The organism is Aeromonas enteropelogenes (assembly GCF_000819845.1).
In the GTDB taxonomy this organism is placed as follows: domain Bacteria; phylum Pseudomonadota; class Gammaproteobacteria; order Enterobacterales; family Aeromonadaceae; genus Aeromonas; species Aeromonas enteropelogenes.
This window is the reverse complement of the sequence record NZ_CDCG01000006.1, coordinates 112,647-127,180: the sequence shown is the minus strand read 5'-3', so window position 1 is coordinate 127,180 and position 14,534 is coordinate 112,647. Positions and strand designations below refer to the sequence as shown.

The following is a 14,534-nucleotide window of genomic DNA, read 5'->3' as shown; positions in this document are numbered from 1 at the left end:
GAAGTCTACCAAGGGGTGGGGGCTGGGGGTCTCGGTCCATCCCATGCTGGCCGATGCGCCCTGGATGGCGCCGGCGCGCGAGCAGATCCGCATCCTGGCTAGCCACCAGGATCAGGTCGCGCTGCTGCCTCCCGGAGCCACCCGGCTGGCGGGCAATGACTTTTGTCCCAATTTCATGTTTTTGCAGGGTGATCATATCGTCGCCATCCAGGGGCATCCGGAATTTTCGGTGGAGTACAACCGGGCGCTGATCGAGCGCCGGCGCGGTTTGCTGCCCGATGAGCGCTATCAACACAGTCTCTCCTCGCTGGAGGGGGAAGTGGATTCCGCCACCATGATGCAGTGGTTGTTGCAGTTTCTGGGGATCTTGCCGGTGCAGCCTGGCGAAGCCTGAGGCCGGTTTGTCAGCCACCCCCTTGGAGTGCTAGATTTTGTAGCAAAATGAAGGATCAAGCGCTGCGATGTCGGCCATGAATGATACACTGGCCGCCCTTTGTGGCGGCCAGTTTGTCTGGCTTGAACGCCGCGCCAGCCTGAGAGGGTGAAGCCTTGAAACTACAGCAACTGAAGTACTTGATCGCGATCCGGGACCATAACCTCAATGTCTCGGTGGCGTCGGATGCGCTCTATACCAGCCAGCCCGGTGTCAGCAAGCAGATCGGCCTGCTGGAGAGCGAGCTGGGCGTGCGGATCTTCGAGCGCCGTGGCAAGCACCTGCACCGCATCACCCCGGTCGGGGAGGAGATCATCAAGTGTGCCGAGGCGATGCTCAACATAGAGAGCAAGATCAAGGCGATCTCCCGCGAGTATCTGGATCCGACCGTGGGCACCCTCAATATTCACACCACCCACACCATCGCCCGCTATCTGCTGCCAAAATCGGTCACCTATTTCACCAAGAAGTACCCCAAAATCTCGTTCCACCTCCATCCCGTGATGTCGGCCAGCAAGGAGCAGATCAGCAAGGGGTATTCGGATTTTTCCATCGTGGCTCACGAGATTGGCTTCGACAAGGAGCTCATCGCCCTGCCGGCCTACCTCTGGACCCTCTCCCTGGTGGTGCCGCAGGATCATCCGCTGGCCAGGGTGAAGAAGCCGACCCTGGAGCAGCTCTGCCAGTATCCCATCCTCAGCTACGAGAGTGGCGCAACCGGTCGTCAGGTGCAGGACGACGCGTTTCAGGCCGCGGGCCTCTCGCCGAGCTACTACATGACGGTGATGGATGCGGGGGTGATCAAGCGCTACGTGGAGCTGGGCTTTGGCATCGGCATCATCTCGTCGCTGGTGGCCAACGATACCGACAGCCCCGGGCTGGTCTCCATCAATCTGGAGCACCTGTTCAAACCCTGCCCGGCGCAGATCTGTTTCAGCAAGAGCATCCTCTTGCAGAACTACATGTATGACTTCATCAGCTCCTTCTCGCCCCACCTCACCAAGGAGGTGATCCAGAATGTGATGCAGCAGCCGACCCAGGCGCGCATCGATGAGCTGATGGCCGGGGTGGAGCTGCCCATCTATTGATTCGGTGATCCGGATCGGTTCATGCCCCTCTGCCGGTTGCAGCGCTCGGCTGGCTGAGTTCTACTCCGGATGCTGCCAGTGCCGTTTTCAGACTCGTCGTCAGAGGTCGCTATGTCCCGCATTCTGCTGCTTGCCAATCTCAACTGTGATCATGTGCTCTCCCTCTCCGAACCCCTGGTGGCCGGTGCCCGTCTGCAATATGTGGATCAGGGGCGCAGGCTGGGTGGCGGCGCCGCCAACACCGGCATCGGGCTGGTCTGGGCCGGTCATGAGGTGACTATCGCCTCTCGCATCGGGTTGGACGAGACGGGGGACTGGTTGCTGGAACAGGCGGCCGGTTACGGGCTGGATTGCAGCCATGTGGAGCGCTTCGGCGGCGAGACCGGCGAACTGCTGATCCTGGTGGATGCCACCGGCGAGCGCACCATCCTCAGGCGTCCTCGGCGCCCGGATCTGCCCGGCGACATGCCGCTGGAGGGGGTGGACTGCCTCTATGTGAACTATCCGGGCACCGCCATGGTGGGTTATATGCGCCAGATGCTCGGCAAGAGCTTCGTGGTAGCCCAGTACCCCAAGGGCGGGCAGGTGCGCCGCCCCTGTCACGTGCTGATCGCCTCTCGCTCCGATCTCGGGGAGGTGGGGGACCCCTGGCAACATGCCCGCCAGCTGGCCGGTGAGCAGCTGGAGTGGCTGGTGCTGACGGAAGGCAAGGCCGGCGCCGTGGCCATTCATGACGAGGAGCAGATCCGGGTGGCGGCGCGGCCTGTCTCCGTGGTCGATACCACGGGGGCGGGGGATGCCTTTGCCGGTGGCCTGATCCACGGGTTGGCGCGGGGCATGGCAATCGAGGAGGCTCTGCAGTGCGCGGTGGATTGGGGCGCTTTTGCGGTCGCCTCCGAGAGCTCCATCCCCTCCCTTGCCCTCAAGAAATGGCTGAAACAGCCCCATTGAGGTTCCCCTGACAAGGGGTGAACGCGGGAGCTGGCAGTGTGCCAAGTTCTGGAAATTTCCCCGCCATAATGCCACCAAACGCCGGGATAACCCGGCAAGTTTGCGATCAATCAAAGAAAGTGTCGATTTATGTGCATCTTCATCGACACCCGGTGGTGCTGCTCTTAACCTGTCATTCCGCAACTCAGATTAAGAGACAGGCCCGCACAGGCGACGCGGTTGTCTCCTGCCTCTTAGCTCAATGTTGTCGTCCTGATTTCTGGCTTGTAGTAAGAGGCAAGTGCGACCATGCAACTGACACGATTTACCGACTATGCCCTGCGTACCCTGACCTTCCTGGCCGTTCAGCCGAGCGACCGCCTGTCGACCATCACCGAAGTTGCCGACACCTTCGGTATCTCCCGCAACCACGTGGTCAAGATAGTGCACCAGCTCGGGATCAAGGGGTACATAGAGACGGTACGTGGCAAGCATGGCGGTATCCGCCTTGGCCGTGCGGCGGTATCCATCAATCTGCGGGACGTGGTGATGGACATGGAGCATGTGCTCTGTCCGGTCGACTGCAAGCGCGAGAACTGTCGCCTCTCCGGCGGCTGCCGCATTCAGGGGATCCTGCGTCGCGCCATGAACGCCTTCCTGGAAGTGCTGGGTGAATACACCCTGGCCGATGCGGTACGCGATCCCACCCGCCTGTGCCACCTGCTGGGCATAGAACAGGAGTCCATCCTGGCGATGGCGTGATCCGAAACGGGAACGAACAAGACATAAGAGGGGCCCTTGCTGGCTCCTTTTTCGTATCAGCGGTTGCCCGGCTGGCGGATCAGGGTGATGGCACCGTGCAGGCAGGCCAGTCCGCAGGCGCCACAGCCGTCACACGCTTCCATATTGACGCTGACTCCATCGGTGGTGGCCTTGATCGCCTGCTGGGGGCAGGCATCTTCACACAGCAGGCAGTAGAACCCCTGACGGGCCTGGCAGCTGGCCTCGTCGATCTGGACCCGGGTTTGCACCTGGCGTCCCAGCTGCAGGTCGAGGGCGCCGGTGGGGCAGGCTCTGGCGCAACTGCCACAGTAGCTGCACTGGCCGCATTCGAGATCCAGCACCGGGGTGCCGGCGATCGGGCTGCCTTGATATTTTTCCCGAGAGGCGGGTTTGAGCAGGCCGCGCGGGCATGCCTTGAAGCACTCACCGCAGCGGGTACAGAGGGAAAGATACTGGGATTCCTCGATAGCCCATGGCGGGCGTGCTTCCTGGCACACTACGGCGGGTGCGCGGGAAGCCTGCCAACCTTGTGTCAGCCAACGGAGGAAATAATGAGTCATGCCCGCCCCTAATACCTATTAGGGGTTAATTTTATCGGAGTTTCTGAACGTAGGCCAGAGAATCGCGGCCGTCAGGATCGCAAGGGCGGTTGCCCTTGTGTAAGCTAGGCGGGTCTTTTTGCGTGACTGAATGAAAACATATGTGGTTATTTCTCTGGCGTGCCTCCCTGCTGTATGTGTTTCCTCTGCTGATGTGGATCTACTGTCGCATCAAGGGTATCGAGTTTGTCGAGCTTGATACCGGCGTCAACATGCACAAGTGGGTGGTGCTGGCCGCCTATCTCCTCTATGTGGTGATCTGGTTGCTGGCCAACCGCTATCTTGAACTCTTTCTGCGTCAACGGAGTCGCAAATGATCGAGCCCGGGCTCTGGGGGATCCTGCTGCCTGCCGCCGTGCTGGCCCTGGGGATTGGCTGGCTGGCCGGGCGCCGCGCCAGTGCCGCCCAGGCCAGGGAGCTGTTGCTGGCTCAGGAGCGTTATCAGGCGCTGCAGGATCGTTTCGACGAGCTGCAGGATGAGCGGATGCTGGGTCAGCAGAAGCTGGATCAGCAGCAGACCCTGCTGATCAAGCTCACCGCCCGTCTCAAGGATGCCGAGGCGACCCTGCGCAGCGAGCGGCTGGCTGCCGCCGAGAAGCTGCAGTTGCAGCAGGAAGCGGAGCAACGCCTCAGCCAGCAGTTCGAAAATCTCGCCAACCGCATCTTCGAGCAAAACTCGGGCAACTTCCGCGAACTGAATCAGAACAGTCTCGATCTGCTGCTGACACCGCTGAAAGAGCAGCTCGAGGGTTTTCGTCGTCAGGTAGGGGAAACCCACGCCCAGGAGACGGCCCAGCGCCACAGCCTCAAGTTCGAATTGGAGCGCCTCGCCGAGCTCAACGCCCGCATGACCGAGGAGGCGGCGGCGCTGACCCGCGCCCTCAAGGGCGACAGCAAGCAGCAGGGCAACTGGGGCGAGGTGGTGCTGGCGCGCATCCTCAGCGAATGCGGTCTGCGCGAGGGTCACGAGTACCACACCCAGGTCAACATCGAGGTGGACAAGGGCAAGCGCTATCAGCCCGACGTCATCGTCCACCTGCCGCAGGACAAGGACATCATCATCGATGCCAAGGTGTCGCTGACCGCTTATGAGCGCTGGTACAACGCCGCTGACGAGCTGGAGAAGGCGGTAGCGCTGAAAGAGCACGTCGCCTCGGTACGCAACCACATCCGCGAGCTGGGCCGCAAGGATTACCAGCAGCTGCCCGGGGTGCGCACCCTCGATTACGTGCTGATGTTCGTGGCGGTGGAGCCCGCCTTCCTCACCGCGGTGGAGGCCGACCCCTCGCTGGTACGCTACGGTCTCGACAACAACATCCTGCTGGTGAGCCCCACCAACCTGATGGTGGCGCTGCGCACCATAGAGAATCTGTGGCGCTACGAACGGCAGAACCAGAATGCCCGCCAGATCGCCGAGCGGGCCGGCCGCCTCTACGAGAAGCTGCGGCTGTTTGTCGAAGAGATGCAGCAGATGGGCGGCAGCCTGCACAAGGCGCAGGAGAGCTATGACAAAGCGATGGGGCGGCTGGTCAATGGCCGTGGCAACTTGATCGCCCAGGCCGAGCGTTTTCGCGAGCTGGGGGTGGAGGTAACCAAGACTCTGCCCGAGCCGCTGGTGGAGCGGGCGCTGGAGCGTGACCAGGCGCGGGATTAATCGCTCACTTTCTTCGGCGTCAGCCAAGGCCCAACCATGAGCGCTATGCACTCCAGGGGAGGGGAATCATACGCGATGGCTTGCCAGCGTCTTCATTACCAGGGGAAATAGTCATGGCTGTTTTTTCAAAATAGCCACGTAATTACCATCGTCCTCCTTATGAAGTATTTCAGTTGAGAAGCCATATATTTCACCCTGGTGGCGCAATGTCTCCTGATCGATATCCAGCCAGCTGACAGTTTCATCACATTCACCTTTATATTCAAAAGAGAGTTTTCGTATTGTCGTCAGGTTGGTTGTGCCGTTGGTGGAATTCAGAATGAGACGGCCATTTGCCGACAGATATTGATGGGCAAGAGAGAGAAAGCAAGCGAGCATGGGAAGGCTCCCCACCGCGCCTATGCTACGGCCCAAAAGCAACCATGTATCGAATTCTGCATCGAAACGGGCGGAAAAGATGTCCGCGTTGATGACCCTGTTGACCCCTCTCCAACGCATCACTTCACAAGCCAATGGTGATATGTCCAACGCGGTCACATCACGGCGATGCTTTTGCAGGAATAACGAGTGTTCACCTGCCCCCGCGCCTATATCTAAAATACGTCCGGAACACAGAGACAAGGCTAAACGATCAATGGCATAGTAATCTGCCGGTCGAAAAAATATCGATAATGGGAGACGGTATGATTCTTGTCCCTCAATATTAATTTGTAGCATCTCATTACCTTGATTCAGGTAGTGATCTCGTAGAGCCTTGCCGAATATATCCAGATTCTTTCCCATGGCTATGTCCTCCCTCATGCCAAACTCGGCCAAGATATCTCATGTTGTCGATATTGAATTTGTGGAGAGCACGATGTTTTTGAAACTATGAGTCGTCATAGCCAAATAAAAACGGCCCACCGAAGTGGGCCGTTTTTATTTAAATGGGAAGCTAATCAGCGATTGGCGGCGCGGGCGCTCAGCTCGGCTTTTTCGGCATCGCTCAGGAAGGCCAGGGTCAGGCCATTTTGCTGGGCGGTGCGGATCTCGCTCGCCGTCATGCCGGCGGCCGGGGCGGCTACCTCGTATTCGTAGGGCAGATCGATGCCTTCCACCGCCGGATCGTCGGTGTTGAGGCAGGCCAGTACGCCGGCGGCCAGGAATTGGCGGATCGGGTGCTCGGCCAGGCTCGCCACCGTGGTGGTCTGCAGGTTGGAGGTGAGGCAGGACTCGATGCCGATGCGGTGCTCGGCCAGATAGGCCATCAGGGCCGGATCCTGAATTGCCTTGACGCCGTGACCGATACGCTCGGCACCCAGCTCGCGAATGGCTTGCCACATGCTCTCGGGGCCTGCGGCCTCACCGGCGTGCACGGTGACGCGCATGCCGGCATCCCGCACCTGGCGGAAGTGATCGGTAAACAGCTCGCCCGGGAAACCCAGCTCGTCGCCGGCCAGATCGATGGCGACCAGCTTGTCGCGATGGGCCAGGCAGGCTTCCAGCTCGCTGCGGCACTGTTCGGTGCCGAAGGTGCGGCTCATGATGCCGATGAGGTTGGTCTTGATACCGAAATCGCAGCTGCCGGCGGCCACGCCGTCGATGACGGCTTCCACCACTCCTTGCGGGTGCAGCTTGTGGGCCATTGCCATGTAGGCGGGGCTGAAGCGCAGCTCGGCATAATCGATGCCGGCGCGCAGCAGATCTTCCACGTTTTCGTAGGCGACCCGGCGACAGGCGTCATAGTCAGCCAGCACGGCCACGCCCCAGTCCAGCTTCTTCAGGAAGGCGACCAGGCTCGGCTCGTTCTCGACGATCTGGACGTGGGGGCGCAGCGCCTCCAGCTCATCGGCAGGCAGCCGGATATTGTGCTGACGTCCCAGCTCGAGGATGGTCTGCGGGCGGATGTTGCCGTCCAGATGGCGGTGCAGGTCGGTCAGGGGGAGAGATCTGTCAATCATGATGTCGCCTTCTTCGAGTCGGGGTTGAAAGCCTGCCATTCTAGGGGGGGCTTTCAAAAAAGATACCCCGTTTGAAATCAAACGGGGCTCTTGTTGCGCAATGATTTACCAAGGCGTGATGGGAATCGTTTTTCCTCTGGACTCAGGAGAGGTCGAGTTCTTTCAGCTTGCGGGTCAGAGTGTTGCGACCCCAGCCGAGCAGGCGGGCGGCCTCCTGCTTGTGGCCGTGGGTATGTTCCAGCGCTGTCTCCAGCATGATCCGTTCGAACTGGGGCATGGCATCCGCCAGGATGTCGATCTCCCCCAGCGCCAGCTTGGCGGCCACCCACTCCTGCAACTGCTGTTGCCAGCCGCCGGACAGGGCTGGCTGGCCCGGCTCGGCGGTATTGGTGATGGGGGTGAGCAGCTCGGTGGGCAGGTCGCTTACCAGCACCTCCTGCCCTGAGGCCATCACGGTGAGCCAGCGGCAGACGTTTTCCAGCTGACGGACGTTACCCGGCCAAGGCAGGCGGCTGATGTAGGCCTGAGTATCCGGATGCAGACTCTTGGCTTCTACGTTCAGCTCCTTGGCTGCGCGCAGCAGGAAGTGGCGGGCCAGCTGGGGGATATCCTCGCGGCGCTCCTTGAGGGCCGGAATATGGATACGGATGACGTTGAGGCGGTGGAACAAGTCTTCACGAAACTCGCCGTCGGCGACCCGCTTCTCCAGGTTTTGGTGGGTGGCGGCGATGATCCGCACATCTACCTGCACCGGCTGATGGCCACCGACCCGGTAGAACTGGCCATCCGCCAGCACCCGCAGCAGTCGGGTCTGCACATCAAGGGGCATGTCGCCTATCTCGTCGAGAAACAGGGTGCCGCCGTCAGCCTGCTCGAAGCGGCCGTGACGGATGTTGTTGGCGCCGGTGAAGGCTCCCTTCTCGTGGCCGAACAGTTCGGATTCGATGAGATCTTTCGGGATGGCCGCCATGTTGAGGGCGATGAAATTCTTGTGGGCGCGCGGGCTGTGCTTGTGCAGGGCATGGGCGACCAGCTCCTTGCCGGTGCCGCTCTGGCCATTGATCAGCGCCGAGATGCTGGAGCGCGACAGACGGCCGATGGCGCGGAACACCTCCTGCATAGCTGGCGCCTCGCCGATGATCTCCGGGGTGCTGCTGGCCTCCTGCTGGCGCGCCTTGCGCTTGGTGCGCTGCTCCTTGAGGTGATTCTCGGCGCGCCGAACCAGGGCCACGGCCTCGTCGATGTCAAACGGCTTGGGCAGGTATTCGAAGGCGCCGCGCTGGTAGGCGTTGACCGCGCTGTCGAGGTCCGAGTGGGCGGTCATGATGATGATGGGCAGGTCGGCCTGACGGCGATGGATCTGCTCCAACAGGCTCAGGCCGTCGATCCCGGGCATCCGGATATCGGAGAGGATAACGTCGGGGGAGCGCAGCTCCAGGGCATGGAGCAGGGCTTCGCCATCGGCGAAACTCTCGCAGGTGAAGCCTTCGCTGCCGAGGGTGCGCTCCAGCACCCAGCGGATAGAACTGTCGTCATCGACGATCCACACTTTTGCTGTCATGACGTTCCCTTATTTGCGAAGCGGTAGAAAGATGGTGAATTCGGTATGGCCGGGCCAGCTGATGCAGTCGATGCGCCCCTTGTGCTGGTCGATCAGGTTCTGGGCGATGGAGAGACCGAGCCCGGTGCCCCCCTCCTTGCCGGTGATCATGGGATAAAACAGGGTGTCGCGGATGGCATCGGGAATGCCGGGGCCGTTGTCGATGATCTTGATCTCCGCCGCCAGCCGGTAACGCTGGCCGTGGATAGTGATCTGGAAGGCGGTGCGGGTCTTGATGCGAATAAGGCCGGTCTGATCGCCGATGGCTTCGGCGGCGTTGCGCACCATGTTGAGAAACGCCTGCTGTAGTTGGTCCGGCTCCATCTCGAACTCGGGAATGCTGGGATCGTAATCTCGCTCGATGCGTACCGAGGGGGGCAACTCCAGCTCCACCAGACGGCGCACCTGCTCCAGCACCGAGTGGACATTGTGCATCTGGTGGCGACCGGGGCGCTGGGGGCCGAGCAGGCGATCGACCAGTACCCGCAGCCGGTCGGCCTGCTCGATGATGATGCCGGTGTATTCGCGCAAGGAAGGATCTGGCAGTTCCTTTTGCAGTAGTTGGGCTGCGCCGCGCAGACCGCCGAGGGGGTTCTTGATCTCGTGGGCCAAGCCACGTACCAGCTCCTTGGCCGCCTGCTGCTGGGCGTGTTGCTGCTGTTCCTGGCTAATCTTCTTCTGCTGATCGATCTTGCGCAGCTCCACCACCAGGAGCCGCTGCTCGTGATCGGCCATGGGGGTGGCGCTGAGTTCCACCAGGCGGGGCTCCCCTTCCACCACCAGGGTGACTTCGCTATCGGTGAAGCCCTGCCCCGAGATGAGGCAATGCTTGAGCCGCTGCAGATCGAGGGAGATGTGCTCCAGCAGGTGGGGCAGTTCGATGCCGATCAGCCGCCGTTCACTGAGGGAGAGCAGCTGTTCGGCCGCCGGGTTGACGAATTGAATGCAGAGCCGCTCATCCATGAGGATCACGGCGGTCAGCAGATTATCCAAGAGTGTCTTGGCACTATCCGAGCGGGTTGGCACAGGTTTCTCCCTAAAACGGTGCTTTGCACCTGTAATGCACCGATATGGTGCATTAAGTTTACCCGCATCGGTGCGCTATATCACCCCTGATTGGCCTTTGGGGTGGGTTTGGGAGCCGCAGCCACACTCGCTCTATGCAGGTAAAAGGTGACTGGAGTGGATTTAGCAAGGATCGTACCGTCTTTGGCGAGCAGCTCGAGCTGCGCCTCGTGGGCACCGCGATCGAGGTTTTCAACCCGGATCGCCAGGCTGTTGCTGACGATGGGAGCGGCCTTGCCATCAAGTTTCAGGCGTACGTCATATTGCGTCGGCGGCTGGGGGGTGATCTGTCCCTGAAACACTATGTTGCCGGTGTTGTCGCGCAGGGTGCTGCCTTGTTCGGGGGAGAGCAGCTCAATGACCAGCTTGGCGGCCTCCTGTTCTTTCTTGGCATCGGCGCCGGTCAGGGCATTGAAGTTCTCCACCTGCACCGAACGGGGTGAGCTGCCGATGAGGGGGGCCGTGCGCAGATCGACCTCCTGGGCCTTCTTGCCGGGGGGCGGGGCATCCGTGTAGTGGGTCACACCATTGCCATCAACCCAGGAATAAACCTTGGCGGCCTCGGCACCGGCAGTGATCAGCAACAGGGTGAGCGTCCATGCGATGTAGCTTCTGTTCATCCATCTCTCCTTGACGGTATTTTGCTTAATCCTATCAGAGAAAAAACCCGCCAGATGGCGGGTTTTGTCACGATTAGGCAAGCTAGCCGGATTTAAACGGGCAGACTGTCCGGGTTTAGACGGAGTAGTACAGCTCGAACTCCAGCGGGTGCGGGGTCATGCGCACGCGGTCAACATCCTGCTGCTTCAGCTCCAGGTAGGAGTCGATGAAGTCATCGCTGAACACGCCACCACGGGTCAGGAACTCGCGATCGCTGTTCAGGGCTGCCAGGGCCTCGTCCAGAGAACCGGCCACGGTCGGCACTTCTGCGGCTTCTTCCGGCGGCAGATCATACAGGTTCTTGTCCATGGCATCGCCCGGATGGATCTTGTTGATGATACCGTCCAGACCGGCCATCAGCTGGGCTGCAAACGCCAGATACGGGTTGGCAGCCGGGTCCGGGAAGCGCACTTCGATACGACGGGCTTTCGGGCTCGGTACCACCGGGATACGGATGGAAGCTGAGCGGTTGCGGGCGGAGTAGGCCAGCATGACCGGGGCTTCATAGCCCGGCACCAGACGCTTGTAAGAGTTGGTGGTCGGGTTGGCGAAGGCGTTGATGGCCTTGGCGTGCTTGATGATGCCGCCGATGTAGTGCAGGGCCATCTCGGACAGACCGCCGTACAGGTCGCCGGCGAACAGGTTGACGCCGTTCTTGGCCAGGGATTGGTGGCAATGCATGCCGGAGCCGTTGTCACCGAACATGGGTTTCGGCATGAAGGTGACGGTCTTGTTGTAGGCGTGAGCCACGTTGTGGATCACGTACTTCAGCACCTGTACTTCGTCAGCCTTCAGGGTAAGGGTGTTGAAGCGGGTCGCGATCTCGTTCTGACCGGCAGTGGCCACTTCGTGGTGGTGAGCTTCAACAACCTGGCCCATCTCTTCCAACACCAGACACATGGCGGCACGGATGTCCTGGGAGGAGTCAACCGGGGCAACCGGGAAATAGCCACCCTTGACGAAGGGACGGTGACCCTTGTTGCCGTGCTCGTAGTTGGTACCGGAGTTCCAGGCAGCTTCTTCGGATTCGATCTTCACGAAGCTGTGACCCATGGTGTTGGAGAAGGTGATGTTGTCGAACATGAAGAATTCCGGCTCCGGCCCGAACAGCACGGTGTCAGCGATGCCGCTGGACTTCAGGAAATCTTCTGCACGCTTGGCGATGGAGCGCGGATCGCGGTCATAGCCTTGCATGGTAGCAGGTTCCAGCACGTCACAGACGATGTTCAGAGTGGTCTCTTCGGTGAAGGGATCCAGTTTGGCGGAGGCCGGGTCCGGCATCAGTACCATGTCGGACTCGTTGATGCCCTTCCAGCCGCCGATGGAAGAACCATCGAACATCTTGCCGTCTTCGAAGAAATCTTCATCAACCTGATGAGCAGGGATGGATACGTGCTGCTCTTTACCCTTGGTGTCGGTAAAGCGCAGATCAACAAACTTGACTTCGTGTTCCTGGATCAGGGCCAAAACGTTCTGGGCTGACATGCTAAGTAACCTCCGGTGTTAAAACTCTTTTGGGTGAATGCGTCGTCGTATTCACATAAGCCAGTATCGTGCCAAGTTTGTGACAGCTTGATTTCAGGGCAGTCCCGGCAGGATGGCTCCCCAAAAGTAGGCGCTTTCGCGTCGGAATGCATCAAATTAGTGCGTCACTGGATCGTTTTGGTGCACTGAAATGGTGCGCAATAACGGAGTCACGAGGCGCCCAAGCAGGCTTTGTGGGACGGGTCTATGATCCAGATCCGTTGATGTGCGCGAATGTACTGCAATTCTGCTAGGCAGATCACAAAGGCGAGAGTACAATTAGCGCCCAATTTTACCCGGTGTATTGAGGCGAGAATGTTAGATAATTTACGCAATATTGCGATTATTGCGCACGTTGACCACGGCAAAACCACGCTGGTGGACAAGCTGCTGCAGCAGTCCGGTACCCTGGACCGCTCCACGGAAGGTCAGGAACGGATCATGGACTCCAATGATCTGGAACGGGAACGTGGCATCACCATTCTCGCCAAGAACACTGCGATCCGCTGGAACGACTACCGCATCAACATCGTGGATACCCCAGGTCACGCCGACTTCGGTGGTGAAGTTGAGCGCGTACTCTCCATGGTTGACTCCGTGCTGCTGCTGGTTGACGCGGTAGACGGCCCGATGCCGCAGACCCGTTTCGTGACCCAGAAGGCATTTGCCCAAGGTCTGAAGCCGATCGTGGTGATCAACAAGGTTGACCGTCCGGGTGCCCGTCCTGACTGGGTAATGGATCAGGTATTCGACCTGTTCGACAACCTGGGTGCCACCGACGAGCAGCTGGACTTCAAAGTTGTTTACGCCTCTGCACTGAACGGTTGGGCCACCATGGATCTGGACACTCCGTCCGAGAACATGGAACCCCTGTTCCAGGCCATCGTCGATAACGTGGAAGCTCCGAAAGCTGACACCAACGGCGCATTCCAGATGCAAATCTCCCAGCTGGACTACAACTCCTACGTGGGCGTTATCGGTATCGGCCGCATCACCCGTGGTCGCGTCAAGACCAACCAGCAGGTGACTGTGGTTGGCGCCGATGGCAAGACTCGCAATGGCAAGGTTGGCCAGGTGCTGGGTTACCTGGGTCTGTCCCGTACCGAAGTGACCGACGCGCAAGCGGGCGACATCATCGCCATCACAGGTCTGGGCGAGCTGAAGATCTCCGACACCATCTGCGACACCGGTGCCGTTGAAGCGCTGCCGCCGCTCTCCGTTGACGAGCCGACCGTGAACATGACCTTCCAGGTCAACACCTCGCCGTTCGCCGGTAAAGAAGGCAAGTTCGTGACTTCCCGCAACATCCTGGAGCGTCTGAACCAGGAGCTGGTCCACAACGTGGCCCTGCGCGTGGAAGAGACCGATGATCCGGACAAGTTCCGCGTATCCGGTCGTGGTGAACTGCACCTCTCCATCCTGATCGAAAACATGCGTCGCGAAGGCTACGAGCTGGCGGTATCCCGTCCGGAAGTTATCCTGCGCACCGTCGACGGCGAACTACAAGAACCGTTCGAAACCGTTACCGTGGACGTGGAAGAAGCGCACCAGGGTTCCGTCATGGAGCAACTGGGTCTGCGTAAAGGCGAAATGACCAACATGACCCCGGATGGCAAGGGTCGTGTTCGCCTTGACTTCATGATCCCGAGCCGTGGCCTGATCGGCTTCCAGACCGAGTTCATGACCCTGACTTCAGGTACCGGTCTGCTGTACCACACTTTCGATCACTACGGTCCGCACAAGGGTGGCAACATCGGTGAGCGTCAGAACGGCGTGCTGATCTCCAACGCAACCGGCAAGGCCCTGACCTACGCCCTGTTCGGTCTGCAAGACCGTGGTCGTCTGTTCATCGGTCACGCGACCGAAGTGTACGAAGGCCAGGTGATCGGTATCCACTCCCGCTCCAACGATCTGACCGTCAACTGCCTGAAGGGCAAACAGCTGACCAACATGCGTGCCTCCGGTACCGACGAAGCCCAGGTGCTGACTCCGCCGATCCGCATGTCTCTGGAACAGGCCCTCGAGTTCATCGACAACGACGAACTGGTAGAAGTCACTCCGAAGAGCATCCGCATTCGCAAGAAGTTGCTGACCGAGCTGGATCGCAAGCGCGCCGGCCGTGGTTGATATGATGCGTTGAGTGGCCATGGCCACTCCATGCAGGCAAGCGGGCCCAAACCTCTGGTTTGGGCCCGTTTTTATTGTCTGGCACTGCTATGTTCAACCTATGCATTACTGATGGCGCGGCAGGGCAGTGG

The 14,534-nt window shown here is 60.0% G+C and carries 14 protein-coding genes; 7 read left to right on the top strand and 7 right to left on the bottom strand.

Annotated features, from left to right (window positions below; all coding sequences use genetic code 11):
• The 4 genes from BN1123_RS03180 to BN1123_RS03165 form a co-directional block, all read left to right on the top strand.
• On the top strand, positions 1 to 394 hold a 394-nt coding region (locus BN1123_RS03180), incomplete at its 5' end, for a type 1 glutamine amidotransferase family protein (protein ID WP_042025318.1).
• Between the two features lie 155 nt (positions 395 to 549).
• Positions 550 to 1,521: a LysR substrate-binding domain-containing protein gene (locus BN1123_RS03175; RefSeq protein WP_042025300.1), complete on the top strand. Its 972-nt coding sequence runs from the start codon at positions 550 to 552 to the stop codon at positions 1,519 to 1,521.
• A 111-nt stretch (positions 1,522 to 1,632) separates the two neighbouring features.
• Positions 1,633 to 2,472, top strand: coding sequence for a PfkB family carbohydrate kinase (locus BN1123_RS03170; RefSeq protein ID WP_042025299.1), 840 nt, complete (start codon positions 1,633 to 1,635; stop codon positions 2,470 to 2,472).
• A 288-nt stretch (positions 2,473 to 2,760) separates the two neighbouring features.
• Positions 2,761 to 3,213 carry an Rrf2 family transcriptional regulator gene (locus BN1123_RS03165; RefSeq protein ID WP_026456341.1) on the top strand — a complete coding sequence of 151 codons (453 nt, stop codon included), beginning with the start codon at positions 2,761 to 2,763 and terminating at the stop codon, positions 3,211 to 3,213.
• A gap of 56 nt (positions 3,214 to 3,269) precedes the next feature.
• Here the strand turns inward: BN1123_RS03165 and BN1123_RS03160 are convergent, their stop codons facing one another.
• Entirely contained in the window at positions 3,270 to 3,794 is a 525-nt protein-coding gene (locus BN1123_RS03160) for a ferredoxin-type protein NapF (RefSeq protein WP_042025298.1), read from the bottom strand.
• Positions 3,795 to 3,934: 140 nt separating this feature from the next.
• Between BN1123_RS03160 and BN1123_RS03155 the strand changes: the two genes are divergently transcribed.
• Together BN1123_RS03155 and rmuC are read left to right on the top strand one after the other, a co-directional pair.
• Entirely contained in the window at positions 3,935 to 4,150 is a 216-nt protein-coding gene (locus tag BN1123_RS03155) for a hypothetical protein (RefSeq protein ID WP_026456343.1), read from the top strand.
• The gene (gene rmuC / locus BN1123_RS03150; protein ID WP_042025297.1) at positions 4,147 to 5,487 is read left to right on the top strand and encodes a DNA recombination protein RmuC; all 1,341 of its coding nucleotides are present in this window, start codon (positions 4,147 to 4,149) and stop codon (positions 5,485 to 5,487) included. The genes BN1123_RS03155 and rmuC overlap by 4 nt, the downstream gene beginning before the upstream one ends.
• A 111-nt stretch (positions 5,488 to 5,598) precedes the next feature.
• Here rmuC and BN1123_RS03145 read toward each other — a convergent pair whose 3' ends face one another.
• From BN1123_RS03145 to glnA, 6 genes are all read right to left on the bottom strand, one after another.
• Positions 5,599 to 6,270, bottom strand: coding sequence for a class I SAM-dependent methyltransferase (locus BN1123_RS03145; RefSeq protein ID WP_042025317.1), 672 nt, complete (start codon positions 6,268 to 6,270; stop codon positions 5,599 to 5,601).
• 155 nt (positions 6,271 to 6,425) lie between these two features.
• Positions 6,426 to 7,427 (bottom strand): adenosine deaminase, encoded by a 1,002-nt coding sequence (gene add, locus BN1123_RS03140; protein WP_042025296.1) that lies wholly within the window; start codon positions 7,425 to 7,427, stop codon positions 6,426 to 6,428.
• 142 nt (positions 7,428 to 7,569) lie between these two features.
• Entirely contained in the window at positions 7,570 to 8,988 is a 1,419-nt protein-coding gene (gene glnG / locus BN1123_RS03135) for a nitrogen regulation protein NR(I) (protein WP_042025294.1), read from the bottom strand.
• A gap of 9 nt (positions 8,989 to 8,997) precedes the next feature.
• A complete protein-coding gene (gene glnL, locus BN1123_RS03130; RefSeq protein ID WP_042025293.1) occupies positions 8,998 to 10,053 on the bottom strand; it encodes a nitrogen regulation protein NR(II) in 1,056 nt (351 codons plus the stop codon).
• An 80-nt stretch (positions 10,054 to 10,133) separates the two neighbouring features.
• A complete protein-coding gene (locus tag BN1123_RS03125) occupies positions 10,134 to 10,712 on the bottom strand; it encodes a DUF4124 domain-containing protein (RefSeq protein WP_042025292.1) in 579 nt (192 codons plus the stop codon).
• Positions 10,713 to 10,827: 115 nt separating this feature from the next.
• Positions 10,828 to 12,237 (bottom strand): glutamate--ammonia ligase, encoded by a 1,410-nt coding sequence (glnA, locus tag BN1123_RS03120; protein WP_026456606.1) that lies wholly within the window; start codon positions 12,235 to 12,237, stop codon positions 10,828 to 10,830.
• Between the two features lie 354 nt (positions 12,238 to 12,591).
• Here glnA and typA point away from each other — a divergent pair, with 354 nt between their 5' ends.
• On the top strand, positions 12,592 to 14,403 hold the full coding sequence (typA, locus tag BN1123_RS03115; protein ID WP_026456607.1) for a translational GTPase TypA: 1,812 nt from the start codon (positions 12,592 to 12,594) through the stop codon (positions 14,401 to 14,403).
• Positions 14,404 to 14,534 lie beyond the last annotated feature (131 nt).

Bases quoted from the DNA above. Each gene is read 5' to 3' on its own strand.
- BN1123_RS03160 (WP_042025298.1), bottom strand. From the start codon at position 3,794: ATGACTCATTATTTCCTCCGTTGGCTGACACAAGGTTGGCAGGCTTCC.
- glnG (WP_042025294.1), bottom strand. From the start codon at position 8,988: ATGACAGCAAAAGTGTGGATCGTCGATGACGACAGTTCTATCCGCTGG.
- rmuC (WP_042025297.1), top strand. From the start codon at position 4,147: ATGATCGAGCCCGGGCTCTGGGGGATCCTGCTGCCTGCCGCCGTGCTG.
- BN1123_RS03145 (WP_042025317.1), bottom strand. From the start codon at position 6,270: ATGGGAAAGAATCTGGATATATTCGGCAAGGCTCTACGAGATCACTAC.
- BN1123_RS03125 (WP_042025292.1), bottom strand. From the start codon at position 10,712: ATGAACAGAAGCTACATCGCATGGACGCTCACCCTGTTGCTGATCACT.
- add (WP_042025296.1), bottom strand. From the start codon at position 7,427: ATGATTGACAGATCTCTCCCCCTGACCGACCTGCACCGCCATCTGGAC.
- BN1123_RS03165 (WP_026456341.1), top strand. From the start codon at position 2,761: ATGCAACTGACACGATTTACCGACTATGCCCTGCGTACCCTGACCTTC.
- glnA (WP_026456606.1), bottom strand. From the start codon at position 12,237: ATGTCAGCCCAGAACGTTTTGGCCCTGATCCAGGAACACGAAGTCAAG.
- BN1123_RS03170 (WP_042025299.1), top strand. From the start codon at position 1,633: ATGTCCCGCATTCTGCTGCTTGCCAATCTCAACTGTGATCATGTGCTC.
- typA (WP_026456607.1), top strand. From the start codon at position 12,592: ATGTTAGATAATTTACGCAATATTGCGATTATTGCGCACGTTGACCAC.
- BN1123_RS03155 (WP_026456343.1), top strand. From the start codon at position 3,935: ATGTGGTTATTTCTCTGGCGTGCCTCCCTGCTGTATGTGTTTCCTCTG.